This window comes from Hyphomicrobium sp. 802 (genome assembly GCF_000526135.1).
In the GTDB taxonomy this organism is placed as follows: domain Bacteria; phylum Pseudomonadota; class Alphaproteobacteria; order Rhizobiales; family Hyphomicrobiaceae; genus Hyphomicrobium_B.
The window spans coordinates 3690879-3713667 of sequence record NZ_JAFM01000001.1; the positions used below are offsets into that span (position 1 = coordinate 3690879).

General features: G+C 55.9%; 37 protein-coding genes. 7 read left to right on the plus strand and 30 right to left on the minus strand.

Annotated elements, in window-relative coordinates; translation table 11 throughout:
• Positions 1-134 precede the first annotated feature (134 nt).
• Positions 135-380, plus strand: coding sequence for a hypothetical protein (locus HYP802_RS0118765; protein WP_024276319.1), 246 nt, complete (start codon positions 135-137; stop codon positions 378-380).
• 27 nt (positions 381-407) lie between these two features.
• The gene (locus HYP802_RS0118770; protein ID WP_024276320.1) at positions 408-650 is read left to right on the plus strand and encodes a hypothetical protein; all 243 of its coding nucleotides are present in this window, start codon (positions 408-410) and stop codon (positions 648-650) included.
• Positions 651-673: 23 nt separating this feature from the next.
• Here the strand turns inward: HYP802_RS0118770 and HYP802_RS0118775 are convergent, their stop codons facing one another.
• From HYP802_RS0118775 to HYP802_RS0118870, 21 genes are all read right to left on the minus strand, one after another.
• Entirely contained in the window at positions 674-1102 is a 429-nt protein-coding gene (locus HYP802_RS0118775; protein ID WP_024276321.1) for a group II truncated hemoglobin, read from the minus strand.
• A gap of 85 nt (positions 1103-1187) precedes the next feature.
• The gene (locus HYP802_RS23885; RefSeq protein ID WP_197022734.1) at positions 1188-1355 is read right to left on the minus strand and encodes a hypothetical protein; all 168 of its coding nucleotides are present in this window, start codon (positions 1353-1355) and stop codon (positions 1188-1190) included.
• 16 nt (positions 1356-1371) lie between these two features.
• On the minus strand, positions 1372-1695 hold the full coding sequence (locus HYP802_RS0118785) for a DUF6156 family protein (RefSeq protein ID WP_029671105.1): 324 nt from the start codon (positions 1693-1695) through the stop codon (positions 1372-1374).
• 26 nt (positions 1696-1721) lie between these two features.
• Entirely contained in the window at positions 1722-2276 is a 555-nt protein-coding gene (locus tag HYP802_RS0118790; protein ID WP_348623704.1) for a Rieske 2Fe-2S domain-containing protein, read from the minus strand.
• A 50-nt stretch (positions 2277-2326) separates the two neighbouring features.
• Entirely contained in the window at positions 2327-2557 is a 231-nt protein-coding gene (locus tag HYP802_RS0118795) for a hypothetical protein (RefSeq protein WP_024276323.1), read from the minus strand.
• Between the two features lie 19 nt (positions 2558-2576).
• The gene (locus HYP802_RS0118800; RefSeq protein ID WP_024276324.1) at positions 2577-2885 is read right to left on the minus strand and encodes a 2Fe-2S iron-sulfur cluster-binding protein; all 309 of its coding nucleotides are present in this window, start codon (positions 2883-2885) and stop codon (positions 2577-2579) included.
• A 23-nt stretch (positions 2886-2908) separates the two neighbouring features.
• Positions 2909-4120, minus strand: coding sequence for a DegT/DnrJ/EryC1/StrS family aminotransferase (locus HYP802_RS0118805; RefSeq protein ID WP_013949261.1), 1212 nt, complete (start codon positions 4118-4120; stop codon positions 2909-2911).
• Positions 4117-4386, minus strand: coding sequence for a hypothetical protein (locus tag HYP802_RS0118810; protein ID WP_024276325.1), 270 nt, complete (start codon positions 4384-4386; stop codon positions 4117-4119). Before HYP802_RS0118810 ends, HYP802_RS0118805 begins: the two co-directional genes overlap by 4 nt.
• 48 nt (positions 4387-4434) lie before the next feature.
• Positions 4435-4797, minus strand: coding sequence for a DUF3024 domain-containing protein (locus HYP802_RS0118815; protein ID WP_013949263.1), 363 nt, complete (start codon positions 4795-4797; stop codon positions 4435-4437).
• 15 nt (positions 4798-4812) lie between these two features.
• Positions 4813-5052 (minus strand): nitrogen fixation protein NifZ, encoded by a 240-nt coding sequence (locus HYP802_RS0118820; RefSeq protein ID WP_013949264.1) that lies wholly within the window; start codon positions 5050-5052, stop codon positions 4813-4815.
• Complete coding sequence (locus HYP802_RS0118825) at positions 5049-5384, minus strand: nitrogen fixation protein NifZ (RefSeq protein ID WP_024276326.1); 336 nt, start codon at positions 5382-5384, stop codon at positions 5049-5051. Before HYP802_RS0118825 ends, HYP802_RS0118820 begins: the two co-directional genes overlap by 4 nt.
• Positions 5381-6157, minus strand: coding sequence for a 4Fe4S-binding leucine-rich repeat protein (locus tag HYP802_RS0118830; RefSeq protein ID WP_024276327.1), 777 nt, complete (start codon positions 6155-6157; stop codon positions 5381-5383). Before HYP802_RS0118830 ends, HYP802_RS0118825 begins: the two co-directional genes overlap by 4 nt.
• Positions 6150-6686 carry a hypothetical protein gene (locus HYP802_RS0118835; protein ID WP_024276328.1) on the minus strand — a complete coding sequence of 179 codons (537 nt, stop codon included), beginning with the start codon at positions 6684-6686 and terminating at the stop codon, positions 6150-6152. Before HYP802_RS0118835 ends, HYP802_RS0118830 begins: the two co-directional genes overlap by 8 nt.
• 13 nt (positions 6687-6699) lie before the next feature.
• Complete coding sequence (locus HYP802_RS0118840) at positions 6700-7032, minus strand: iron-sulfur cluster assembly accessory protein (RefSeq protein ID WP_013949268.1); 333 nt, start codon at positions 7030-7032, stop codon at positions 6700-6702.
• A 16-nt stretch (positions 7033-7048) separates the two neighbouring features.
• On the minus strand, positions 7049-7273 hold the full coding sequence (locus HYP802_RS23345; protein WP_081740999.1) for a 4Fe-4S binding protein: 225 nt from the start codon (positions 7271-7273) through the stop codon (positions 7049-7051).
• A 22-nt stretch (positions 7274-7295) separates the two neighbouring features.
• Complete coding sequence (gene nifB / locus HYP802_RS0118845) at positions 7296-8855, minus strand: nitrogenase cofactor biosynthesis protein NifB (protein ID WP_024276329.1); 1560 nt, start codon at positions 8853-8855, stop codon at positions 7296-7298.
• A gap of 373 nt (positions 8856-9228) precedes the next feature.
• A complete protein-coding gene (locus HYP802_RS0118850; protein WP_024276330.1) occupies positions 9229-10098 on the minus strand; it encodes an SIR2 family protein in 870 nt (289 codons plus the stop codon).
• Between the two features lie 5 nt (positions 10099-10103).
• Complete coding sequence (gene nifT / locus HYP802_RS0118855; RefSeq protein ID WP_013949271.1) at positions 10104-10319, minus strand: putative nitrogen fixation protein NifT; 216 nt, start codon at positions 10317-10319, stop codon at positions 10104-10106.
• 102 nt (positions 10320-10421) lie between these two features.
• The gene (nifS, locus tag HYP802_RS0118860; RefSeq protein WP_024276331.1) at positions 10422-11618 is read right to left on the minus strand and encodes a cysteine desulfurase NifS; all 1197 of its coding nucleotides are present in this window, start codon (positions 11616-11618) and stop codon (positions 10422-10424) included.
• Positions 11619-11630: 12 nt separating this feature from the next.
• Complete coding sequence (locus tag HYP802_RS0118865; protein ID WP_013949273.1) at positions 11631-11921, minus strand: NifU family protein; 291 nt, start codon at positions 11919-11921, stop codon at positions 11631-11633.
• 96 nt (positions 11922-12017) lie between these two features.
• The gene (locus tag HYP802_RS0118870; protein WP_013949274.1) at positions 12018-12338 is read right to left on the minus strand and encodes an iron-sulfur cluster assembly accessory protein; all 321 of its coding nucleotides are present in this window, start codon (positions 12336-12338) and stop codon (positions 12018-12020) included.
• Between the two features lie 343 nt (positions 12339-12681).
• Here HYP802_RS0118870 and HYP802_RS0118875 point away from each other — a divergent pair, with 343 nt between their 5' ends.
• On the plus strand, positions 12682-13293 hold the full coding sequence (locus tag HYP802_RS0118875; protein WP_024276332.1) for a hypothetical protein: 612 nt from the start codon (positions 12682-12684) through the stop codon (positions 13291-13293).
• Positions 13294-13300: 7 nt separating this feature from the next.
• On the opposite strand, the gene HYP802_RS0118880 is transcribed toward HYP802_RS0118875, so the two are convergent.
• Entirely contained in the window at positions 13301-13720 is a 420-nt protein-coding gene (locus HYP802_RS0118880; RefSeq protein ID WP_013949276.1) for a Rieske 2Fe-2S domain-containing protein, read from the minus strand.
• A 193-nt stretch (positions 13721-13913) separates the two neighbouring features.
• On the opposite strand from HYP802_RS0118880, the gene HYP802_RS0118885 reads away from it, so the two are divergent.
• From HYP802_RS0118885 to HYP802_RS0118900, 4 genes are all read left to right on the plus strand, one after another.
• Complete coding sequence (locus HYP802_RS0118885) at positions 13914-14372, plus strand: hypothetical protein (RefSeq protein ID WP_013949277.1); 459 nt, start codon at positions 13914-13916, stop codon at positions 14370-14372.
• A gap of 82 nt (positions 14373-14454) precedes the next feature.
• Entirely contained in the window at positions 14455-15312 is an 858-nt protein-coding gene (locus tag HYP802_RS0118890; protein WP_013949278.1) for a sulfurtransferase, read from the plus strand.
• Between the two features lie 21 nt (positions 15313-15333).
• The gene (locus tag HYP802_RS0118895; protein ID WP_013949279.1) at positions 15334-15594 is read left to right on the plus strand and encodes a hypothetical protein; all 261 of its coding nucleotides are present in this window, start codon (positions 15334-15336) and stop codon (positions 15592-15594) included.
• Positions 15595-15596: 2 nt separating this feature from the next.
• Positions 15597-15911 (plus strand): hypothetical protein, encoded by a 315-nt coding sequence (locus HYP802_RS0118900; RefSeq protein WP_013949280.1) that lies wholly within the window; start codon positions 15597-15599, stop codon positions 15909-15911.
• Positions 15912-15934: 23 nt separating this feature from the next.
• Here the strand turns inward: HYP802_RS0118900 and HYP802_RS0118905 are convergent, their stop codons facing one another.
• The 8 genes from HYP802_RS0118905 to nifK all read right to left on the minus strand — a co-directional run bounded on the left by HYP802_RS0118905 (position 15935) and on the right by nifK (position 22769).
• Positions 15935-16552, minus strand: a complete 618-nt coding sequence (locus tag HYP802_RS0118905; RefSeq protein ID WP_024276333.1) for a nitrogen fixation protein NifQ — start codon at positions 16550-16552, stop codon at positions 15935-15937.
• 13 nt (positions 16553-16565) lie between these two features.
• On the minus strand, positions 16566-16865 hold the full coding sequence (gene fdxB, locus HYP802_RS23350; RefSeq protein WP_081741000.1) for a ferredoxin III, nif-specific: 300 nt from the start codon (positions 16863-16865) through the stop codon (positions 16566-16568).
• A 20-nt stretch (positions 16866-16885) separates the two neighbouring features.
• Complete coding sequence (locus HYP802_RS0118915) at positions 16886-17086, minus strand: CCE_0567 family metalloprotein (protein ID WP_013949283.1); 201 nt, start codon at positions 17084-17086, stop codon at positions 16886-16888.
• A gap of 8 nt (positions 17087-17094) precedes the next feature.
• A complete protein-coding gene (locus HYP802_RS0118920) occupies positions 17095-17565 on the minus strand; it encodes a NifX-associated nitrogen fixation protein (protein WP_024276335.1) in 471 nt (156 codons plus the stop codon).
• Between the two features lie 8 nt (positions 17566-17573).
• Positions 17574-17969 (minus strand): nitrogen fixation protein NifX, encoded by a 396-nt coding sequence (gene nifX / locus HYP802_RS0118925; protein WP_013949285.1) that lies wholly within the window; start codon positions 17967-17969, stop codon positions 17574-17576.
• Positions 17970-17987: 18 nt separating this feature from the next.
• Positions 17988-19394: a nitrogenase iron-molybdenum cofactor biosynthesis protein NifN gene (nifN, locus tag HYP802_RS0118930; protein ID WP_013949286.1), complete on the minus strand. Its 1407-nt coding sequence runs from the start codon at positions 19392-19394 to the stop codon at positions 17988-17990.
• Positions 19395-19405: 11 nt separating this feature from the next.
• Positions 19406-21085: a nitrogenase iron-molybdenum cofactor biosynthesis protein NifE gene (gene nifE, locus HYP802_RS0118935; RefSeq protein ID WP_013949287.1), complete on the minus strand. Its 1680-nt coding sequence runs from the start codon at positions 21083-21085 to the stop codon at positions 19406-19408.
• A gap of 124 nt (positions 21086-21209) precedes the next feature.
• Positions 21210-22769 (minus strand): nitrogenase molybdenum-iron protein subunit beta, encoded by a 1560-nt coding sequence (gene nifK / locus HYP802_RS0118940; RefSeq protein WP_013949288.1) that lies wholly within the window; start codon positions 22767-22769, stop codon positions 21210-21212.
• Between the last annotated feature and the right edge of the window lie 20 nt (positions 22770-22789).

Sequence of the window (22789 nt, forward strand, 5' to 3'; positions counted from 1 at the left end):
CCCGAAAAGCACCTCGTGCACATGGCGAATTGTCGAACACCCGCCAAGTCAAATCATTCGACTATGAAAATTCGCGTAGGCAAGAACTTTGCTTGCCGTATGCCAGATCTTGCGCCAGACCGAGAGGACTTCAGATGGCGATCGCCGAGGGATTTTTTGTTGATTGGGATGGCAATACGCGCAGCACATTAGAACCGGGCGGCGGTTACCTATGTGAAATCGATCCCGTAGCGCGCTACGTGGCGATCACGACAAAGACCGGCGCCGTGGTGCACGAAGGAACCTTCTACAAAAGTCTGGCCGACATCGAGAAAGCAGGGGTCCATGCGCCGCTCGTACCGGCTTCACATCCGTGGGGGGAACACAACGACAGGTTCTAAGACAACATATGTTGAGGAGATACGGTCATGCTTCCTACAACAATTCTCGTCAACGAAATCCCGCGTTGCGTCGTTCGTCCGACAGACATGAAAGCCCTCAATCGCTTCATCAGGAACGGCAAAACCTATCTTCTCGCTGATGAACCCGAGGGCAAGATCACGCATCGCCATGCCGATGATTTGGAATTGGCGAAATGGAAAAGCGCTTTTGCGCTTCATAAAGCTTGGGGCGGCGACGACGAAGCCTTTTTCGGAGTTCCATTGGGTTAGAGGTGTTCCGCACATCGTTCTAACTAAGGCCGAGCGGCGCGAGCGTCGTGCGGGTTTCCAGCTTGGTTGCGCATCCAGTCTGCGAGTTTGGCAATTGTCGCAAACAACTCTTCCTTTGCTTTGACATCCGCGATCTCATCGTCGAGCGCACCTCGCATGCAAAGAAGCCAAGCATCGCGTTCTGCAGGCCCGATCGAAAATCCAAAATGCCGTTGGCGCAATCGTGGGTGGCCCTTTTCAACCGAATAGAGCTTCGGACCACCAGTCCATTCGGACAAATACCGCTTTAGGTCCTTAGCGATGGGTCCGAGATCCGAGTCATGCATATCGCGAACTGTTCTGGCCTCCGGCAACGTATCCATTCTCGCGTAAAAGTTCTCCACCAAACGATCTATGACATCTGCGCCGCCGATGCGCTCGAACATCGATAGTTCGGTATTGGGCTCCGTCATTGAGGTTCTCCGATCGTCTCTCGTGCGAATTGGCGTTGCTCTCGCGCCTCCGACGCCACAAGGCGTTTATCGGCGGGGAGGACTACTATTCATCGTTGCTCGGTTGCAAGATGACCTCGGCGGGTGCGCCAAGCCCCTGGCTGTCGATGAACTCGAGCGCGCCGATACTGGACAGTCCCACGCCGTTCTCGATCAGAACAACTGCATCCTTCGGCATGGTGGAGAGCATTTCGATCAGTTGGCCTATGTTCATGGCTAATGTCTCGCTTCTATGCGCTTGGGATTTGGGCGCCAACTTCGTCGAAATACAAAGTCATAGGCTCTTCATCGAGCATGACGATCTCAGCGACCTTCAGTGCGCCGTTGCCATGGAAGTCATAGCGATGACTAAGTTTGACTTCGCCGTACACCATTTTATCAAACCCCTTTAACCTCCCCGCTTCGTCAAAGTAGGCCTCGATGTAGGTATTGCGATTTGAGAGCGCTTCCTCCGCGACAGGGTTGATGAGCTGAAACGGAAGTTTCACGCCGCTGTAGGACACAAAATACCGGCAGTCTTGCTGCGCAGCCCCCACCACGTTTTCCCTTTCCATCCTGCTTGACGTGACTTTCGGTTAGGTCAGTTGGGATGAATCATGATTTCCATCGTATCGTCGAGATCGGCAAAAGGATCACCAGGCTCGTCATCTTCCAATGCGATATCGCAAACACAGACATCGCCATCTAATACGGCGAGCTTGACCGGCTCCAAAGCTTTGTCTTTGCATGGCCCATCGACGCACAGACCAGTCTCGATGTCGAAGAGCGCGCCGTGGCGGCCGCATTTCAGGAACGCCCCATCCGGACTGAAAAACTCGCCGGCCCCGATGTTCAACCAGACGCCAGCGTGAGGACAGGCATTCACGTAGCCGACAAAGTCGCTATTGCCCATTCGGACAACGACAATTCGAAACGGCCTACTTTCTCCGTCCTCGATGCGCAGCAAACTAAACCCTTTGGCGCCCCCAATTTCGAGGCTGTCGACCGCGCAAATGATGAAGACTTCGTTTGTTTCCGCTGACATCTCGTCCTCACGGGGCAAGCAATGCATCTTGCCCGGCTGGCCTCGCCCCGCCACGAAGGCGGAAGCACTGGCGCTCTTCATACAGCATGAAGCCCTATCAAAGGGCTTCATGCTCCGATTGCGCTGAATGATCGTTCACGCCGTCTCCGCCCACGGAGATCTCATTCAGCGGCACTCGGCATGCTCTCTGCCTTCAATGCGTCGACGCGTTCTCTGGTCAAGCGAAACACGCCTCGACCGCCTGCCAGGGCCTGGTAGGAACCACCAGCGCGGTCACTTAGAAAATTGAACCAATCCTGCGCCGGCAATGCCGGCGGCCTCTCGCTGATTTCGACGACGGTGCCGTTCGGAGCGAACCTCGTATGAATCAGCACTGGGTTATTCTGCTCCATTTCTCGTCTCCATAGAATTTCATAGACCTGATCCGAAGCCCAAAAGTTCAACTTTGATGTTCTCGGTTCCAAGCACCTTGGCCTGGCAAGCAAGACGAGACTTGGAACCGACGCCGACGATGGAGTCGAGCTTCTCGTTTTCCTCGCGCGCAATCTTCGAAAGTCCCTTGCGTCCCTCCTGGACGAAGACATGGCAACCGCCCCGACAACCTTGTTCCTCGCAATTGTGCGGAAAATCGATTCCCGAAGAGAGAATTGCGGCGAGCAAAGTCGTTCCGTCCGCCACTTCGATGGATTTGTCTGCCGGCATTATGGTCAGCGTTGCCATTGATAACTCCTCGCTTTTTCTTGCTATAGATAGATCGCAGCTCCTGCGCCGACGTTGATCGAAGCGTCCTTCATCGTCGAAACGATAAAGCCGATCTGGTCGTCGGTCAGATGCGTGTGAAACGGCAGCGCGACGGCGCGATCAGCCACCTTCTCCGCCACCAAGTAATCGCCGCGGCGATAGCCAAGATCGAAATAATGCCTTTGAAGATGCAGCGGATTGCAGTACGCGGCTGCTTCTACCTGCTCAACACGCAAATCTTCGACAATGGCGTCTCGGCTGGAGCGGGTGAATCGTGTTCCAAGATGCACCAGATAGAGGAACCAGTTCACTTCGGTTACATCCGGCCCGACGTAGGGATCTTTGATGCCCTCAAACGACTGGACGTGCCTGTAGTAGAGGTGCTCCGTCAGCCGGCGTCGCTCAAGAATTTCGTCTAGCCGCTTTAGCTGTGCGAGACCGAGTGTCGCGGTAATGTTGCTCATTCCGGCTTGATAAGCAGGCGTCCCACTGACGACGACGGACGATCGCTCTTCCAAGCGGTGGGACCGATGCCGCCGAATTGTCACCGCGAGATCAACGTCATCGGTAACAACCATGCCGCCCTCTCCGCAGACCAAAGGCGAGGGTTGCGAGAAATCGAACACGGACGCGTCACCGAATGTCCCAACCAGCGCACCCTGATATTTTGAGCCGATCGCTTCGGTGGAGTCTTCGATTAGGATGAGACCGTGCCTTTTGGCGACGTCACGCAAATCGGCCCAGGCCGCCGGGTGCCCGTTGTTGTTGGAGGCCACGATGGCTCGCGTCTTTTCGGTTATGCGGGCTTCGACCTTTGCCGAGACCAGCGTTCCCGCCCAATAATCGATATCGGCAAAAACCGGTCGCGCTCCGGCGATGCTGATGGCGTGCTGAGTCTCGCGGAACGAATAAGGCGACGCGATGACTTCCGCGCCTGCACCTACCTCGTAAGCGGCAAGGGTGAATAGAAGTCCAAGCGTTCCGCTAGGGACAGCGATGGCATACTTGCGGCCAACATATCCCGCGAATGCGGCTTCAAATGCTTCGACCGCCCGACCGCTAGACAGCCTCGGAGACGTCATGACCGCGTTAACGGCCTCAAGTTCCGCAATGGTGACATCGGGATCCGATAACGGAATGAAGGATTCGTCTCCTCCCTCAATGAGGGTATCATCACCTTTCACGACGCCATCCAGCGTTGCCGGCTCGATCATGCGTGTGTGCTCCGTTTCGCGAGAATAATGCCCGTTGCCTGTGCCAGATCGGACGTGATCCGCACGCAGTGATCGGCCGCATCCAAAAGATGAATGTCAAACTGGCTGTATGTGCGAAACGGTGTTTCGATTACGTCCGAAGCGTCACATCGTGTCCATGAGAGGTGTGGCAAGCGCTTGCGAAGGTCGCCAAAAACCTGGACATCGCCCGGTTGCGCCGAGAGAACTTCATCGATCGCCGTCAGGTCGTCAGAGCCGATGGGCATTCGCAATCCTCTTCTCTTTGCGCTGTTTTTGTCGTGCGTGCATCGACGTCATTGCCAGAATTTTCGCTCGGCATCGGCGTTCAACTGGTCCAAAAGATCAGTCAGGCGTGCATAGGCGCTGTGAAATTCCCAGACCGCGTTTTCGTGGTCCTTTCGGAAAAGCTGCCAGCTCCCGCGATCGGCCTCATAGATCAGCAACGCGACATCGATGACGCGGCCATCAGGATCGATGTTCCTTGAGCAGCATGGGCTCGCTATGCGATAGCCGCCCGACACCGCGGACACGCTCGGCGAGACGTAGCGATAACGCCTGCGCGATTGGAGCGCGCGCTCAATCCGTCGGAGATCGAGATCGTTAGGATGGGCAGCCAAGCCCACCACCACCGAGTGCGTTAATGTCGCCAAGTTCATGACAGACTCGCCTTTCTAAACCGGGACGATCTCTTCCTCAAAGCAGCCCACAACGAGCCGTTCGCCGAACTCGACCAAATAGACCGGAATGTTCGCCTCGGTGTGTGTGCCGACCTGGACGATTTCTCCAGTGTCACCGACATTCACCAGTCGGCCTTGGTCGGGGGCGTCCGGAAACGAGCCGTCGTTATCAAGGTCTATGGTCGCCTTGACGCGCTGTCCCCATTGGTATTTCGGCAGCCGCGGTTCGATCATGGAAATTTTCTTCCAGCCGAAATTGCCTCCGGCAGAGGCAAATCCTCATCACCGTCGTGCGGGATGACGGGTTCCAGCTCCTTGCGCTTCATACCCACGCGATTACCGCTTTCGGTGAACTCGACGCCGTAAATATAAAATTGCTGAAGAAACGTTCCGATGCTGACGACGTATCCGACTTCGCCTTTCTTGGCCAAGATCTCACCGATCTCCTTGCCAGCGTAAGTTCCGTCATTACGGATCACGCGCTTCGCCTTCACCTTCTCTCCGAAGTTGAAAAATGGTGGCTCGGAAATCTCCACCACATCGCTATCGCGGACAATATTGCTCATGTCGAAATAGCCATCAGTCTGTCACGAAGCGCCATCGATTGGCGCGAGCGCGCCATCTCACGCACGAGCGCGTCGCCGTCGTTCGCCAGTTCGGCGATTTGCGTATCCGGTACGCGGCTCGCCACTTCGTAGCGTACGCGCCAATCTGGGTCGTTCCGAAGCCAGAAGAGGAGATCAGATGACAGACGCTGAGCAACCTCGAGTCGCACTGCCGAATCCGCGTCTTCCACCATCCGGAACAACCAATCGGTAGGAATTCTCCGAGCAACGACGCGACGAACTTCCGGTTCTTCATCGTCCATAAGCCGCGCGAGCAATGCCGGCGCAATACGCCGGGCAACGACCAGGCGGACGTAATAATCGGTGTCCGATAACATCGGCGTTAGCTCGGCGCCGTCGAGAAGCGAGGCGATACGAATTCGCACTTCCCGATGGGGATCAGTCCGCAAACGCAAGATGAGACGCTTCGGCAATCGGCGCGCCGCATTCCAGCGCACGGTCTCCTCCTGGTCATCAAGAAGCGGCGGCAAGAGAAACACATCGGCGTGCTTGGCCGCAATTGCTCGCACCTCAAAATGTGCATGGGCGACGTAGGCGTTCGCGAGGTCCGGATTCCAATTGAAGAAGCGATCGATCCGCCGGGCGTAGCGATCGTTGACGCAAGCGTGCTTCAGCCGGCACCTACCGGCAGCGTTCAGCGCACCATGACCGCACGACGCGCAACTCACCTCATTCCCCAGCCAGTCTCGGGCTTCGTCGATGTCATCAGTCATCGTCATGTCCCATCCGATCGAGAACACCGAGAAGGACCTTTGCGCCGATCTTGTCTGTGGAATCGAGTTCGATAAGTTTGAGGACGGCAGCTCGACCTTCCTCTAGGTTGCCGAGCCGCATTTGGAGATAGGCGTATCCCTTCAGTGTAAAGAGGAAAAAGCGAGGAAGTATCTCCTCGTAATCGCCGAATGGCGCATCTGCTGCAGCGACTTCACGCCAATCCGGCACGAGATTGTTTTCGCGTGATGCCTTCTCAAGACACAGTTTTGCAATGCCGAGTGCCTCCGACAGCCGACCCTTGTAGAAGTAGAAACGATAGAGCCCGATCAGCACCGCTGCGTGCCCGGGTGCGAGCGCCTCCGCCTGACGGAGGTGGCGCTCCGCGACGTCATCTAAATGATAGGAGAGCGCAGCCTGCCACAAATGATCCTCCGCGTCGTCCGGAAGACCGCCTCCTAACAGAGCATTTGAAAGGAGAGCATCTTCGAAGACGGAATGCGGCGCCGCTTGCCCAACCGAGCCCACCATCACTTTCGTTTCCTCATTGCACGGCTTCAGCAGGCTGCCCCGAGCCGCAGCATGCGGTCGCTTTGGGATCATGAAAGACGAAACCCGTCTGGGCAGCACTGTCGCTAAAGTCGATGGTCACGCCTTCAAGAAGAATGCGGCTCTCCGCGGGCAAAAAGAATTTGAGGCCGTCCTGCTCCAGGACCGCGTCTCCCGGCTCTGGAGCGTTCTTCACGCTGATGTCCGCAGACAATCCTGAGCAACCTCCCGGACTGACGGCAAGCCGGAAACCACTTCCCGGTCCGCCATCCGCACGCAACATGAGATGAATAAATTTCTGCGCTGCAGGCGTGAGTATGAGATTCATCGTGGTCTCCTTTCGCTCACGCCGGCGGCTGGTAGCGAGGGTATGAGGTGTCGATAACGCACGTGTCATCGACTGGGCAGACCGCAGCGCACTGGGGCGAGTCGAAATGCCCGATGCATTCCGTGCATTTCTTTGGATCGATCACGAACGTGCCATTCTTCTCCGTAATCGCCACGTTCGGGCATTCGGGTTCGCACGCGGAGCAACTCGTGCATTGAGAGGCTATGATCTTCAGTGTCATTGATGTCTCCTAATCATCGATCTCAAGCGGCGGCGGTCAGTGCGCCTTGCCGAATTTCGGCGTCACCACGCTGAACGTGCTCTGTCTCGCCGCTCTTCACCTTTGATAGGTAGTCCTTGAACCAAGTGATCGCGGATTTTTCGATAAACTCGTGCGCGTATTGATCGACGGGATCGATACCCGCCTTCTGGAGGTCGCTCTTTGGGCAACCTCCGATCTTTGCGACAAACACTGCGTGGCAGTCGTTGATCGCACGAATGATCGTCTCGAGGCTGTCCTCCTCGCCGTAACCGCCCTGGCAATAGAGGTCGACGCGGCGATGACCGACGAACTTTGCGCCAGACGTCGAGAGTTCATAAACTTGGAACTCCTTGGCGTGACCGAAATGCTCGTTGATAAGCCCCGAACCCTTTGTCGCCACAGCGACGAGAAGCTTGATGTCACTCACTTCACCTGCCATCGAGGCAAGCTCCTCTTGCTTCGCGGCGACCTTGGCGACGCGCTCCTCTTCAACCTTGGCTTGGTATGCCTTGCGTGAATCCAGGTCGTAATCGACTTCCATCTCCATGATCTTGTCGGTCGTGAATTCTGCAGAGCGATCTTCGCCGAGAAGGCCAACGGCGTCGGCGCGGCACTGACGGCAGTGGCGCATCATGTTCATCTCGCCTTCACAAGAATCCTGGAGCGCTTTGAGCTCTTGCGCGGTGGGACCGCGTTGCCCAGTCAGGCCGAACACCGTGCCATGCTCGGGAGAAGAGATCAGCGGCATAATATTGTGCAGGAATGCGCCGCGAGACTTCACGGCCTTGTTCACATCGACCAGATGCTGATCGTTGATGCCTGGGATCATCACAGAATTGACCTTGCAGAGGATGCCTCGCTCAGTGAGCATCTCAAGGCCCTGCAATTGCCGATCTGTCAGAAGCTTCGCGGCCTCGACGCCCGTATAACGCTTATGTTTCCAAAATACCCATGGGTAAATCTTGGCGCCGATTTCGGGGTCGACCATATTGATTGTTATCGTCACGTGGTCGACATTGAAGCCCGCGATCGTATCAACATGGTCTGGCAGTGCGAGGCCGTTCGTCGATAGGCACAGCTTGATATCGGGAGCGGTCTTGGAGATCAGCTCAAACGTCTTGAACGTCTTCTCCGGATTTGCCAAAGGATCGCCCGGGCCGGCGATGCCCAACACCGTCATCTGCGGAATAGTCGAGGCCACCGCCAGAACTTTCTTCGCCGCCTGCTCGGGTGTCAATTTCTCGCTGACGACGCCCGGACGAGATTCGTTCGCGCAGTCGTATTTGCGATTGCAGTAGTTGCATTGGATGTTGCACGCCGGCGCGACCGCGACATGCATACGCGCGTAGTGATGATGAGCTTCCTCGCTATAGCAGGGATGGTTCTTGACCTTCTCCCAAATCTCCGTCGGTAGATCGCCCTGGCCCGCTTGCGATCCGCAACTGGCCTTGCCGCTTCCGCCGTGCGTTCCGCAGCCCTTGTGGTCCGCGATCTGCTGCATCACCGCTTCCAGCTTCGCTTCGGATCCACTCGCTTCCTGGTGCGCCGATACGTCCTGCATCTCAAATCCTCGCTGACAGTCGTGCAGTGTGCTGCACGTGGGTGCTATCGTCGTTTGGCGTTGCGCCGCCGATGCGTGCAACACCTCCTGATGATGGCGATACGCAACTCGCGTGCCAGTGATTAGATTTTGAATAACTCTCCGAAAGGTCTGCATTTTTCCGACTAAATGCGCTGTGGTGATGCTGACATGCGAACGATGCGCACCCTTGAGCTGTTGGAAAAACGACAGCGGCAACGTTGTTGTTGGTGCGATTTCCGACGCATAAGATTGGACGATGGGTTGCGCGTGCGATGCGCCCCATCGTCGGCGAGCGCAGCGTCAGCGCATTTAACTTGTTCGCGGTCTCGAACATATTCGATGAGCGAAATTTTCAAGCCGCTTTCAGGATAATCTCTGCGGCCTTCGGGAGCGGAATGACGATCGGCGTCAGGCCGTGCGTCATGAAGAACCGCATCTCATTCTTAGTCAGGCCGTCGGGATCGACCAGGACGTAATGCTCGCCGGCGGAACGCTTCGTCACCTGGCGCGCATAGGTTCGAAGAAGCTGATCGTGAAATCGGCAACCGATAAAAAGGAAACGCCGATCGGTACGACGATCCTTCACCGCATCGGGAATTGGCGTCTGAATGTCGATTTCCGTCAGCACCTCGACGTAATCTGCATCCGAAATCAGATAGTTTTTTGCTGGGGCGATCGAGCCATGCGGCTTGTAGAGCAGCGTCGTACAAGCTTCGATGGCCGTACGGTCGGCTTCGTTTCCGGCTGCATCATAAAAGCGATACCAACGGTCTTCGCCGATGCCAGCACGCGTGATGCCTTGAATCTCACTCCAGTCATTTCTTTCACTCAGCGCTGCGCGCATCGTCCCGTCGTACCAGACGTCGACGATCATAGGCAGCGGCAAAGATGCCAGATAGCGATGCAGCGGCGTCGGCTCTATCGCTGGCGTGAATGCTTCAGTCATCAACGCCGAGACGGTTGAGCGATGCTTCATGCTCTCGATGTGTTGAGCAGATGCCCACGCATTTCCTTTTGCCCGCCGCGGCAGCGCAACTTTTGCGCCGAAGTAAGCAGCAAGGGCTTCCGGCGTCATCGGGACGCTTGGCTTTGAAAGCTCCGTCAATCCCGGTCCGAGATACGGAATAATCGTTCCCGTTTTCAATTCACTCGCGATCTTGGCGAGCAGCGCCTCTGCATCGTCCAACTTCAAAATATCTGTGCAGGGAACGGGCGCATTCATGGCCATCAGTCCTCTTCACCGCGTTTACGCGCATTGATCGTAATTGGAAGGGGCGTATCGGCAGCCAATTCAGGCAAATCGAGAACCCAACCATTTGCGATACGAATCCAGCCACCCCAAAGTGTCTCGTGCTGCGACTCGACAATTGGCTCCTCGAGATCCTTCTTCGGAACGTAAATGGACAAACCTGTCTCCGGAGAGCGACGGATCATCACTTTCATCAATTCAACTCCTTTGTTCGCAGCCGATCAGACCGACGGACATGCTCTCAGAGATTGACCGGGTCGATACCGGTCGCACTGCGCACGAAACAAAATGTCACTTCACATATAACTCTGCGCGTTAGAGCCTACCGGCCTCCCGGGTACCGACGGCAACATCGCTCTTAGCTTTGCGATAATGCCCGGCAAAACTTCCAAGACTCGATCGACATCGGCATCCGTGTTGTCTCTCGACAGCGAGAGGCGGATAGCCCCATGGAGCGCCGTGACCGGAACACTCATTGCCCGTAATACATGAGAAGGCTCTGTCGAACCGGAGGTACACGCTGAGCCCGAGGAAGCTGCGATCCCCGCTCGACTCATATGCGTAAGGATGGCCTCACCATCGAGCCCGTCGAATGCAATATTCGATGTATTAGGCAGCCTGTTGCGCTTGTCGCCGTTGACGAAGCACGGGCCACCCACTCGCAAAATCCCATCCTCGAGGCGATCACGCAACGCGCGCACCCGCGTCGTTTCTTCATCGAAGCGAGACATTGCTAGTTCGGCGGCTTTTCCCAGTCCGATGATCGAGGGAACATTCTCAGTACCGCCGCGCCGTCCGCGCTCTTGATGCCCCCCTCTAATTTGAGACGCAAACTTTACACCTTTGCGGACGTACAGCGCACCAATGCCTTTCGGACCATGCAGCTTGTGGCCTGATAGAGAGAGCATGTCGATCTCAGAAGATTTCAGATCAATCAGCATCTTTCCGACAGCTTGCACGGCATCCGTATGGAATAGTGCGCCGACGCTGTGCGCCATCTTCGCCAAGCGATCGACAGGGAAGATCGTTCCGGTTTCGTTGTTCGCCCACATGACCGATGCGATTGCTGTCCGCGGCCCGAGCGCACGCGCAAAGGCTTCCTCATCGAGCCGTCCTTGGCGATCGACGCTGATGATATGCACTTTGGCGCGCCCGATCCTTTCAAGATGGGTAACGAGCGTGAGGATCGCTGAATGCTCGACGTTCGTCGTTACAATCTCATCACGTCCCGCTTGAGTTTCTAGCGCCGAGAGAATTGCTGCATTGTCAGATTCAGTTCCGCCTGATGTAAAAATAATCTCATGAGGCAAGACCGCGCCAATCAGAGCCCGCAGATTATTGCGTGCGTCTTTCATAGCCTCGCCAAGCCCCGAACCGAATAGGTGCTCCGAGGAGGCATTCCCGAACTGCTCTGTAAAATAGGGCAGCATGGCTGCTACGACCGCGGGATCTGTGCGTGTCGTCGCGTTATTATCGAGATAGACGGGACGCACGGATGACCTCATTCAGTGCTGCGCTTTTATCCCACCTATGATCGGGATAAGCCGCACAAATTCGCCCAACCTCTCGACTAGGCGGGCCTGGATGCCTTCGAGCGTGGAACTACTGAGTTTGCAAAACACGCAGGCGCCGCTCAGCTTGACCATCACTTTGTTGCCGCTGACTTCGACGAGCTGGCAGTCCCCGCCATCGCGCTGCAAGTTTCCGCGGATCTCTTCGATCACGGCTCTTATGATCTGCGTGCGCTCATCCTCAGAAGTCGTCTCCTGGGTAGAATGTGCGGTTTCGGTAAGCATGATTTCGTCTTTTCTCCCTGATTACGATCTGGGCTGAAAACTCAAGCTCTGCATGTGACGAGGCCTGCGCGGAGCGCATTCGTCGTAAAAACGGCGCTATCCGAACGACTTCCCGCAGGAGCAGCTCGAATTCGCGTTTGGATTTTCGAAGGTAAAGCCCGAGCCTTCGAGAGCCACCACGAAGTCGATGGTGGTACCGGCCAGAAGTTCGTGGCTCTTGTTATCGACGAAGACCTTTACGCCATCGCGTTCGATTACGGTGTCATCTGGGCCTGCCTCATTGACGAGGCCCATCATGTACTTGTATCCCGCACAGCCGCCGGCCTCGACCATGATGCGAAGTCCGCCGACCGGTTGGGGTGCGCCCGAGATGGCGTTGCGAACTGCATTCAACGCACTGTTGGTCAGATTTATCATTGCTCACCCTTCAATGCCCGAAGACGTTTCAATGGCTAGGAGCAAGAGCTGTGCCATGCCTCAATACGCTGATTTGGCGGCGCTTTTCACAACGTCATAGCTGTTGTGTTTGCTACTATGTTTGGTTTCCGACATTGCACGACGGAGCGTAGGCGAAGTCGAGTAGACCTCTCAGGTCTGCGACCCGTCAGACGCGTCGCAACGGTGCGGTTCGATAACACCAAATCTTTCAAGCACGCGGCCGAGGGGATCGCAGCCTGGCGTAATTCGGCAAGCAACTTGCATGTGTAACTTGCAGGAAGTGGATCGCGCGCCGATCCATGCGACAGCCGAGGGATTGCCTGTGACGACTATCGAGAAAACCGCAACGACGATTGAGAAGACCGCACTTGCCCGACTAGATCACGAGGGACGCCTGCTCAATGCGGTGCTCAAAGCGCCAACGACAAAACCAGGCCGTTTTGGTTTTCGCGGTGACATAGCGTTGAAGTTTCAAACGCAGGTCGCCGATGAAAAGCGCCCGCCGGACTTTTGCATCGAACAAGTGCTCACAATCGTCGAAGAGGGGGAGCCAACGATCCCTGTCCTTGCGGGCTATCTGCACAGCTTCGCGTATCTCGGCGTAGTAACAGATACGATCGGAGATCTACTGCGGCCGACGGGCAAGTATCTCCTATTCTGCAATAACATTGATCTTCTAGCCAAATATTGCGTGGACATCAGCGGTCTCACATTCATTATCCTGCCTTGCGATGAATCGACGGTGTGGAAAGAGACGCTGGATCTGATGAGCATCGACAAGAATGATATCAAGAAGCTCGATACGGCCGGCAAACTTGACTACGTTCTCGACGCTCTCGCAAAGTTCGAAGCCTCGTATGAACCCATCACTTTCGAACAGGGTCTCGCGCTAATGCAGCCGGTCAAGAACAGAAACGAGAACCGTCCGGTCTAGGCCAGCATCAAATCGTGGGCTCTTCGGCTGTTGAGGTTTCACTTTCTTCGTCATCTTCAGCAAGCCGGACGCCCGTAACGCAAATATCATTGTCGATGATTGCGAGCGCGACAGGCTGCAAGCTGCGTCCTTTGCAGGGTCCCTCGACGCAAACGCCGGTTCCGAGTTCAAAAAGGCCGCCGTGCTTGCCGCACATCAGTCTGATGCCGTTTGAATCGAGGAACTGGTTGCGCTCCCAGTCCAGATTCACACCATCGTGAGGACACCGGTTGACGTAGCCAAAGACCTGCCGTCCCCAACGCACGATAACGATCGGCCAAGGCCGTTCGAGACCGTTGTCATCGATCAGCAAGAGTTGAAAGCCACGCGCCCTCTGGCTTGGGATGTCGCTCATGCTGCAAATGGCGTAGGCGGTACTCGCGTCCATGCTTTCCTCTTTCTTCAAGACCAGCTCGAACAAGCTGATGTCACGACGTCAGCTTTCGGCAGCCTTTATCGCCGTTGAGCTGTAAGCGACCCTGCAAGATTCGCGCAAATCCACGCCTTGCTGTTTTATTCCACCTGGATGGCACAGAATTTGATTGTTCTTCCGTTATCAAACCGAATGCGCGGAGAACGGAATGAATATCGCACCCGAATTTGCTCAGTGTTCCCTGGACGACCTGAAAACGCTGCTCGATGGTGGCACTCTGACGGTCTATTCCGTTGCTCGCCCTCACAGTGCCGACAAACCTGTCGATCGCAGTGGCGTACTCGCGACATTCACGTTTGCGGCGTCCGCCTTCGGTCCAGCCGCCGATGGACTGGAAACGCCAAATTTCACGGCTAATCCCGTCAACGCGGTCAGCGTCGGCACACCTGGATTTGCACGCGCGCGCAAGGCCGACGGCACGGTGATCGCCGACTTTTCTGCCGGTCCGGGAGAGCGAGAAATCAAATTCAAGGAAGTTTCGTGTTCGAACGGAGCGCCGGTGGTCCTCACCAAGTTCACGTTCATGCCGGAAGGTGCATGGCCGGAGCGACCGGATTACTACGACACCAAGCCGCGCTCTGGCTTTCCCATGCCACAAAATCCGTGACGACTTCCACGCAGTGGAATTGAAATATCATGTGTCCTGTTGAAGACAGTTGTCGATTTTCCGACATGTGGGGAAATTTTGTATGACGGCTCCAGATCAAGACTCGTTGGTCAGCAGCGAATGGCTTGCTGAGCATCTTACGGATCCGAGTGTTCGTATCCTTGATTGCACCTGGCACCATGTCAGCACAAATCTCGATGGACGCACGCAGTACCGCGGGCGCCATCTTCCCGGGTCGGTTCACTTCGACATTGACCATGTCGCTGACAAATCCAATCCGCTTCCTCATATGCTACCGACGGCGGCCGACTTCTCAAAAAAAGTCGGCTTGCTTGGTGTGGGAACCGGTGACCAGATCATTGTTTATGACCGCTTGAATGGCGGTTCTGCAGCAGCGCGGGTCTGGTGGATGTTCCGGGTCTTCGGCTACCATAAAGTTGCACTACTCGACGGCGGTTTTGGCAAATGGGTCAAAGAAAAGCTTCCGACCGAGATGTCGCCAGTGCGGCCAGAGCCAAAATCATTCTCGGCGGAGTTCTCTCCCGCGCTCGTGCGCACACTCGACGACATGAAGACGAACCTCAGTTCAGGACGTGATCAAGTCATCGATACGCGCGGCGCAGGCACTTTTGCCGGTACGCACGAAGATGTGTTCCCGTTCAAGAAACTTGGCCACATTCCCAATGCCGCCAATATCCCTTGGACTGATTTCATCGGCCGGGATTCGGGGACATTCATCGCACCAGATGCCATATCCGAGCGCATTCAAGCAGCCGGCATCAATCTTGCCTCGCCGATCGTGACGACGTGCGCATCGGGCATCACATCTTGCGTCGTCGCGCTGGCGCTGCATTTGGCCGGCCATAAGACAGCGGCTGTCTACGACGGGTCTTGGGCAGAGTGGGGACTTGCCGAAGATACGCCTGCAGTGGCGGCGTAGCCTATGCCGCGAGGCTTTTCGATGAGCGGGAAGACACCCTTTAAGATGATCGAGGAAGGTCCGGAATACGAATTGTTCGCTTCCGAGGATGAAGCCGCGTTCGTCCTTCGCTTCAAACCTGATCGGATGAACGCACATTTGATTGATGATGACGCCTTGCGATTCTACGCTGATTATAAAGCGCTAAAACTACAATTTCCCGCCTGGACGGCTGACCAAACACTTGCACAGCTCTGGGATCAAGGCGGTTACAGCTGGCTTGCAGCGCAGGAGAAGTGCTGACCATGTCGACCCTCGTCAAAACCACGCAGGACGGACGAAAGCTTGAGGTCGTCGGCCTCGCCATTTGTCTCGATGGAGTTCTTGAGGCCTTCGAGCTGATCGAAGTCAAGCTTCATCCTAACAGGCGCGCTATTCGCGAGGTCATGCCGGAAGCGACGCATATGGCCGGACGCGTGGCACTTACGCGTGAAGAAGCGGAGATCGTCGACAAGGCCTTCAAGAAAGCCGAAGCCGAAATTCTTGCGAATCCGACCGCCATCAACGAACGCTTCCGCATTGCGGCGATGTGGAAAGCCCGGGAACAAGGTATTGAATGACCGCGCTTTAAATTTCGCGGCGATCAGGCAGCGGTTGCCGGCGCATTTCTCGCCCAGGCGAGCCTCGATTCTCCGTCTTCAGCTCCAAAGCAAATCTTGAAGTCATCGCACTCCGAACAAACCGGAGCGGTGCAAAGCACGAATCCCTCCGATCCGCAGACCAAGCGATAGAGGAATTTCTTCCACTTCATATCCTGCCGGTTTCTATCAGCGAGCCGTGAGAAGTGTCTTTTCATCAGTGTCGAAAGCTCACCTCGATTTCGCAGACCCAAATCCTGCCAGAGGTGATGAGGCCATTTGCAACGCCGGGCGATCATGGCAACGAGCGAGCGCTCCAAAGGACCGGCGCCACTGGCAAACATGGTGAGAATATCGCGAATAGATTGCTCTTCATCATCAACGACCACCTCGGCATCACCCGCCTCGATGTCCAGCGCCGCGTGAATGTCTGGAAACATATCGATGGCAAGGTTCGAGAAGGACGATTTATCGAGCCCTGTCCCTTCTAAAATCGTGCCATTGCCAATCCTTGCATCGGCCAAAGCGAGGGCAAGGATCGCCGACACAACATGAATATCGAACGCATCGTAGGACGCTGCCGCAGCGTTAATGAGCCATCGATAGGCATCTTCCGGCTTCATCGCTGTGCTACCCTCACGCTGCCTCTGCTTTCTCCGCCGCATGCGTCTGGCAGTTGGTCGGACAAACGCGCGCGCAAGCCCCGCAGCCAATACACGCCCCCTCATCATTCATGACCATAATCTTCTTTTCGACCTCGTCATCATCATCATCATCGAGAGCGACGAACTCTCCATCCTCGTTGAGGCCTTTGAGCGTCATCACATCCCGGCCGCAAACCTTGAAGCAGCGGCCGCAGCCAATGCATTTCTTTTCGTCAATCGCGACAAGGTAGTCAGGCTGCCAAAGACGACCGTCGCGCGTTTGGTTGGACATGGTTCGTTGGCTTTCCGGGTTTAAGCCTTCTCTAGAGACTGTAAATTCGCTCGCTTCTTTTCGAGCTCTCCGAACAGGTCATAGGCTTTTTGGGCGACCGTCATGATCGATTGCCAGTTGATCGGCAATTCTTCCGACAGGTCATGGAGATTCATTTTTGCGTCCATCGCTCGGGCGGACAGCTTCTTGATCTCGGTTTTGAGAGCATCTACGTCACTCATGGGCCACCTTAGTATTTTGCCACTTCAGGAAACTTTTCGATCATCTCAACGCCGGCCTTGACGTATTTCGTGCCTTCGTCGGCAAGTTTTCCGAGATTGTCGAAGCCGAACCGATGGACGTCGCGCAGCTGCTTGTTGACGACAATCAACCGACCGCCAATCAGCACCATACGGCCAAAGCCCTCGTGGCTCATCTTCAGCATCGGCGAAATCATGACGCCCGTCGCGCGCTCGATCGAAAGCGCAACGGCATTAAAGAAGAGTTCCACACGCCAAATTGTATCGGGATCTGGATCGCCAATAATCGGAAGGGCGCGCCGCTTTTCCTTGTCGATGATATATGGCTCGAGAAGTTCGAGATCGCTCTTTCCCTCCCAAACGCCATGGGTATCCTGAGCCCGCCATATCTTGATGAGCTCTTTAACATACGGCGCATCAATGCCGGCGGGTACTTCGATCACAGCAGCGGCTTCAGCCATCGTTATCCTCATTCCTCGAAATCAAGCGTTCGTTCCTTGCCTTTCGACAAAGCTTTGCGCAGCCATGGCGGCGGCGTACCTTTCAGCACGTCTTCCAGCTTCCCGAGGAGGTCGGAAATCTCTTCGGGCTGATTGACTTTCATCGGGTGGATATTGTTCGCAACAACGCGTGCAGCGCCCGATCCGCCGATAGCCGCCACATACAGAATCGCACAGTCCTTGATGGCTTCGATTTTTGGAGCAAGCTTGTCCTCGTTGCCGTCTTCCTTCAGATCGCCGTCGAATTGAATGGCTTCGACGAACGTGTGGCCCTCCGGGCTGATCTCATAGATCGCGATGTTTTTGGCCCATCCGAAGTGTGCATCGACTCTCTTGAGATCCTGGGTTGCAAAGGCGACTTTCATGTCATTTCCCTATCGTGCCTATATTAGTGGGATATCGTTTGACTGCCCTTTCAGGCTGTCGAAGCCGTCGCGCCAAGTTTCAGGATTCGGTTGCCGGTTTTTCTCATGGTCTTCGATGAGGAGGTTGGCGATGTCGAAAACCAGATCCCGGCTGCCGCGATAGCCTATGCTCAACTGATGACCCGGACCAAGCCGGTCGAAGATCGGAAAGCCGCATCGATAGAACGGGATATTCAAGCGCTCCGCCATCTGACGGCCATGCGCGTGCGTAATCAGTAGATCGCAATCACGCTCTTTGGCGAAGGTTTCGAGATCTTCGAGATCACCAATTAGTACGTCCTCGACGGGAAGACGCTCAAGCACCGGCGACTGGGTTGTCGTCACTGCTGCGATGATATGGGTGCCGACGCCGTGCAGGAAGGTCCCTATATCGTACAGCAGGTCCGGTTCGGCACCGATCGCAAGCTTACGACCTCCGAGCCAAAAATGCGCATCAAGCATTGCATCAGCCAGTTGCCCACGCTGCCGCCGATATTTCGTCGGCACTGGCCGACCGGTGATTTCACTCAAGAACATCATCAGCTCGTCGTTGGGCTCAAGACCACACAACCGCTCGAACACGCGAGACGGCGCGCCAGTTTTCTCCTCCATCGCCTCAGCGGCGCGTCGCATCTGCGCACCGATGGCGATCGTTGCACCTGCTTGACCCATGGCCGCAATTTCATCGACGCCTATGCCGCCGATCGTGGTGGGGCTGAAATCCTCAGGGATATGGCCGTCGAGTGATGTACCGATATCGGGCAGGAACGCTGGCTTCAGGCCGAAATCTTCAAGGATCGTCCGCAGCTCTTCAATATCACCGGGCGTCAGATGACAACCTGGCAGCACATTGATTCGCGATGGATCGCGTGGTGCGGTGTTCGCTGGCTTATCGATCAAAACCTCGACCAGCTTCGCGACGGTCTTCTCCCATCCGTCCTGGAAGGCATCCTTGAAATCCGGCGTCGAGACATAGACGAGCGGATATTTCTCAAGCTGCGGATACTTTTCGCGAACTAGCTTGATATAGCCGTCGACATCATCACCCTTGGTCTCGGTAACGCCCGTCGAGACGATACCAATGATTTCCGGCTTCTGCCGGTTGAAAATGTTGATGATCGCCTGCTCGACGTTTTCATAACCGCCGAGCACGGTTGCGACTTCGCTCATCGCCGTCGTCTGCATCGGCACATTCTCTTTGAAGTGCCGGACGAACAGAGTGAGTCCGAATGAGGTGCATCCTTGGGAACCATGCAGCAGCGGCATCGCCTTTCGCAGGCCCAAGAAAGCGTATGCGCCGCCGATCGGCTGGCTCATCTTGAGCGGATTGACCGCACAAGCTTTTTTGGAGACGGTGACCTTGGCGGATGGGGCTGGTTCTGCCATCGGAAGCAATCTCACTCAGCAGCAATCATGCGCACCGCCTCAGGTGCCACTTGCATCGAAGCGAAGATTTCTTCGATACGCATCGAGCATGAGCCGCAGCCGCCAGCGGCGTTGGTATATTTGCGGACGCCATCGACCGTTGTGAGATTGTGTGCCTTGATGGCATCTTCGATCGAACCAAGGTCGACTGATTTGCAATTGCAGATCTTTTTTGAGCGGCGCTGCGCTTCGGCCGCTACCGGATCAGCAGCGAGCGCTGCGGCTTCTGCATCGAGTTCGGCGATCGCCTTCGCCTGCCAGGTTTTGCTTGCATCATCCCACGGCGCGGGCTTCTTGAGCTGTGCCCAGAGTGGGTTGTACAGCGCCTTGTCGATCTCCTGCACCAGTTTGACCATGCCGACATAGCCCATGTAGGCGTGGTTGCGTTCTTGATTGATGTCGAGCCATGGTACGCCAGCCTTCAGCGCAACGAATTGCGACTTACCGCCGGACAACATGATGTCGGCCTTGGCGTCCTTCAGCATCTTGTACATGTCGCGCGGCGCCATGTCTTCGATCAGGTGCGCATCCTGCCCCATTAGCTCCTTGATGCGCTCCTTATCCTCTTTCGTCGATTTCTTCACGCTGGTGCCGACCATCTCCATGCCCGCTTCTTGGAGTGCAGCGACCACCGACCATGATTTCACACCACCGGTAATCAATAGCGCCTTCTTGCCGGCAAGCTGCTTCCTGTAAGGTGCGATGGCGGCCCAGGCGCGTGCTTCCTCGCGGGCAATGACCGCTTCTGTGCGGTCCATCAACTCTGCAGGGGCGCCCTTCTCAATAAGAAGTCGCGCGAGTTCGCGCAGGGAGTCGGAGGAATCCTCGATGCCGTAGAAGGAGCCTTCGAAAAACGGAATGTCGTATTTTTCTTCCATCTTCCGCGCGATGTTGATCATCGCCTTGGAACAAACCATCATCGCCGCCTTGGCGCGGTGAGACGAAGCAATGTCCTTGTAGCGGCCGTCGCCTGCGATGCAGGCAAGAATACGGATTCCAAGCTCGTCCAGCAGCGGCTTCACCTGCCACAACTCGCCCGACAGGTTATATTCGCCGATGATGTTGATGTCATAGGGCGTGGTGTATTCTGGTTCCTCGGTACCGATCACGTGCTCTAGGATCGCTTCGCCAGCGAGCTTGTTGCCGAGGTTCTTCGGTCCAACAAATCCCGGCGAGTTGATCGGAATAACCGGCTTTCCGAACTTCTCTTGCGCCGCCTTGCATACGGCATTGATATCATCACCAATCATCGCCGGTACGCAGGTCTGATAGACAAACACTGCCGGCGGATCGTACTTCTCAATGATTTCCTTGATCGACTTGTAAAGTCGCTTCTCACCGCCGAACACGATGTCCGTTTCATTGATATCGGTCGTAAAGCCTGTGCGCCAGATATTGGAGCCTGACGATTTGGCGGGGCGATTATCCCAAGAGTTGCCCTCGCAGGCGATTGGGCCGTGCACGAGATGTGCGACGTCGGTTATAGGTTGGAGTGCAATTTTTGCGCCGTCAAAGGCGCAACCACCCGCTGCACCGCCGGGTTGAAGCTGCTTGGTGCAACCTTTCTTTCTTTCGGCTTCCGACTTATTGGCATTCTTCGCGCACCCGGGTTCGTTGAAGACTTGCTGAATCGTAGCCGAAAGCGAACTCATCCGTGTCTCCTATTCAAATCGCATTTTGCAAGCTTCAATGACGGACCAACGCGGCAACTGCATCACCGCAAATATCCGGGATTAAAAGTCCTGGCATTCGCGGTGACGCAAGGGAGGCAGCGCCCTAACGGATAATGTCGAAGCTGTAGTCGGTCTTCGCGGGTACGTTCGTGTTCTTGTCGATCTCGTCAAAGATCTTGTCGAGAAGCGTGATCAGAACGTTCATGCCACCCTGATAGCCCCACACCGGACGACGATGGTGGTGATGACGATCAAATACGGGGAAGCCTATGCGCACCAGCGGAGTTCCCGTGTCGCGTTCGAGATATTTGCCGTAGGTGTTGCCAATCAGGAAATCAACCGGCTCAGTGAACAGGAGCGACCGCATGTGCCAGAGATCGCGGCCCGGATACACATGGCAATTCTTTCCGAACGGCGAGCTGTCGAAGAGCGTCTGCATCTTCTCTGCCCATGCCTTGTTGCCGTTGGTCGCGAGCACGTGGGTCGGCTCGGCGCCGAGTTCCAAAAGGAATGCAGCAAGACCGTAACACAGGTCCGGATCGCCGTAGATCGCGTACTTCTTCCCGTGGATATGCGCGCTCGAATCCGCCATCGCGTCGACGAGACGGCCACGTTCGCGGGCGAGTTCTTCAGGGATCTCCCTGCCCGTAATGCGCGAAACCTCCATCAGGAATTTGTCGGTCGCACTGACGCCAACTGGGTGGTTGAGGGCAACCACTTCTTGTCCATGTCCCGCGATGAACGGTAGCGTCTTCTCAGTGCTGTACTCCTGCATTGAGATCGTCGCCTTCGCATGAATGGCGTTGGCCGTTTCCTCGAGCGTAGTGCCGCCGTCGTACATACGGAACTCGCCGTCAGTTGGCGTATCGAACACATCGCTGTTGTCGGCGAGAATAGTGTACTCGACGCCTATCATATCGAAGATGCGCTTGATCTCTCGGAGGTTTCCGACGGTATATCCGTCGAATCCGCCGATGAAGTTGATCTTGCCATTTGGCTGACGCTCAAGCTTCGGGACGGTGCCGGCCTTACCGTCCCAAAAATATTCGATGACGCCTTTCAGCGCGTTGTCGTAACCGGTGACATGGCTGCCGACGAATGCTGGAGTATGGGCGAACGGAACGTCATACTCCTGCGGCACCGACCCCTTCTCTCTCGCCGTCTTGATGAAGGCGTTCAGGTCGTCACCAATCACTTCGGCCATGCAGGTCGTAGAAACGGCGATCATCTTCGGCTTGTACATATTGTACGTGTTGGCCAAGCCGTCGATCATATTGTTCAGGCCACCGAACACCGCCGCATCCTCTGTCATCGAGGAGGACACACAGGAACTCGGTTCCTTGAAGTGGCGGGACAAGTGGCTGCGATAATATGCGACGCAACCCTGCGATCCATGAACGAAAGGAATAGTCTTTTCGAAGCCGACCGCTACAAATACCGCTCCGAGCGGCTGACACGCCTTGGCCGGATTGACCGTCAGTGCTTCACGGGCGAAGTTTTTCTCCCGGTATTCCGGCGTCTTTGCCCATTCGCGAACCCGCTCGACATCGGCCGGATCGCGGGGGTTCTCGAACATCTTCTTCTTATTCGCCAGCATCTGCTGGTATTCGGGACCGCGAAAGAGCTCGAAGTGATCGAGCACGTGTTCGGCGTTCTGGGTCATAATGCGAGGCCTTCTCCAAA